The 1,713-nt window shown below is 64.2% G+C and carries 2 protein-coding genes; both read right to left on the bottom strand.

The genetic code is table 11. The features are described from left to right. On the bottom strand, nt 1-720 hold a 720-nt coding region (locus EOD07_RS33495; protein WP_164772797.1), incomplete at its 3' end, for an ABC transporter permease. Between the two features lie 12 nt (nt 721-732). Then, nucleotides 733-1,605 (bottom strand): sugar ABC transporter substrate-binding protein, encoded by an 873-nt coding sequence (locus EOD07_RS33500; protein ID WP_245470592.1) that lies wholly within the window; start codon nt 1,603-1,605, stop codon nt 733-735. Nucleotides 1,606-1,713 lie beyond the last annotated feature (108 nt).

The raw sequence follows: 1,713 nt of genomic DNA on the forward strand, positions 1-1,713 counted from the left end.
GAGCACATACGCGCTGAACAAAGTGAAACGCACATTGATGCCGGCATTGTAGGCCGAGCGGCGGGCGCCGCCGACGGCGAAGAGGCGCCAGCCATAGCGGGCGCGCGACAGCACCAGGTGGATGACCAGCGCTATGACCACGAAGACCGCGAAGGACGTCGGAACGCCCCAGACCGTTCCGAAGCCGAGAAAATCATAGGTCGGCGAATCCGGACCGCTGGTCACGATCGCCGTCGAGACATGCGGGAAGACGATGTCGAAGGTGGACCGGTAGATGATGAGCGTGACCAGCGTGGTGAGAAACGCCCGCATGCGCAGGAAGCCGACCAGGAAGCCATTGATGGCGCCGCAGACGACGCCGAGCCCCAGGCACGCCAGCAGGCCGGTTCCAAAACTCCACTGCTCGACATTCATGCCGTAGAGCGTGACCAGCACGGCGAGCGCGAAGGTCGAGCCGACCGAGAGATCGATGCCGCCGGACACCATTACGATGGTCATGCCGAGCACGACCAGGCCGAGCTCGGCGGTCTGGCCGCTGAGATTGGTCAGCGTCGTCACGTCGAAGAAGCCCGGCACGATCGCGCCGAAGATCGCGCACAGGATGACCAGCGCGGTGAAGGGGATGACGCTGTCGATCCATTTCTTGGCCAGGATCTCCCCGACCACGTGGTCGGGGAGCAGACGGTAACGCCAGCGCACAAGGCTTTCGGCCATGCTCATCGGAAAGTCCGCTTACTTGATGTCTTCGGGCTTCCAGCAGTTCCGGCCGGTCGCGTTGGTCTTGTCGACGCGGGTGATCGGGCCGAAGAAGATGGTCTTCTCGCTGCCGGCCTTGCGATCAGGGTGCTGCAGCAGCTCTGAGATCTGCTGCGCGGCGATTTCGCCCTGGATCGGGGCATTGAAGTTGAAGATCACGTCGAGCAGCCCGTTCTTGATGCTCTCGCAGCCGGTCGCGGCGCCCGCGCCGTTGGTGACGATGGTGACCTGGTCCTGCTTGCCTGCAGCTGCGACGGCAGCGCCCGCGCCGACTTCGGCATTGTCCCAGATGCCCATGATGCCGCAGAGGTCGGGATGCTGCTGCAGCACCGTCTCGGTGATCTGGCGGGCCTTCTCGCTGATGTAGTCGGCCGGCTGGTCGGAGACGAGCTGCAGCTCGGGATTGGCCTTCAGCACCTCGTCGATACCGGTGCGCATGTAGATGTTGGCGGCGCCCGTCTGGACGCCGGCGAGCCACACCACCTTGTGGGAGACGGCATTCGGCCCGGTGCAGTGTTTGGCCAGTTCGCCCATCTCCAGGCGGCCCATCTCGATCCAGTCATTGCCGACATAGGAGTCGGTCTGGGTTGCCGACTGCATGTTGACCTGCAGCACCTTGATGCCCGCGGCCTGCGCCTGCTTCAACAGGCGTGCGTAGGTCTGCACGTCCGGGTTCTGCACGATGATCAGGTCCGGCTTCTCGGCGATGGCGCCCTGCATGGCGCGGATGCCGGCATTGGTGTCGCCGTTGGGATCGCGCACCTCGAGCGTGAAGCCGTAGCGGGCGGCGTGACGCTGCCACACCATCACCCAGGCCTGATTGAGGTCCATGCCCTGCGAGATCGGCACGAAGATGACCTTCTTGCCCTTGACGCTGTCGAGATAGGCAGCTCTTCCGACCTGATCTGTTTCCTGCGCGCTGGCGGCCTGCGCGCAGGAAACAGATCAGGTCGGAAG

Source organism: Mesorhizobium sp. M2C.T.Ca.TU.002.02.1.1 (assembly GCF_003997225.1).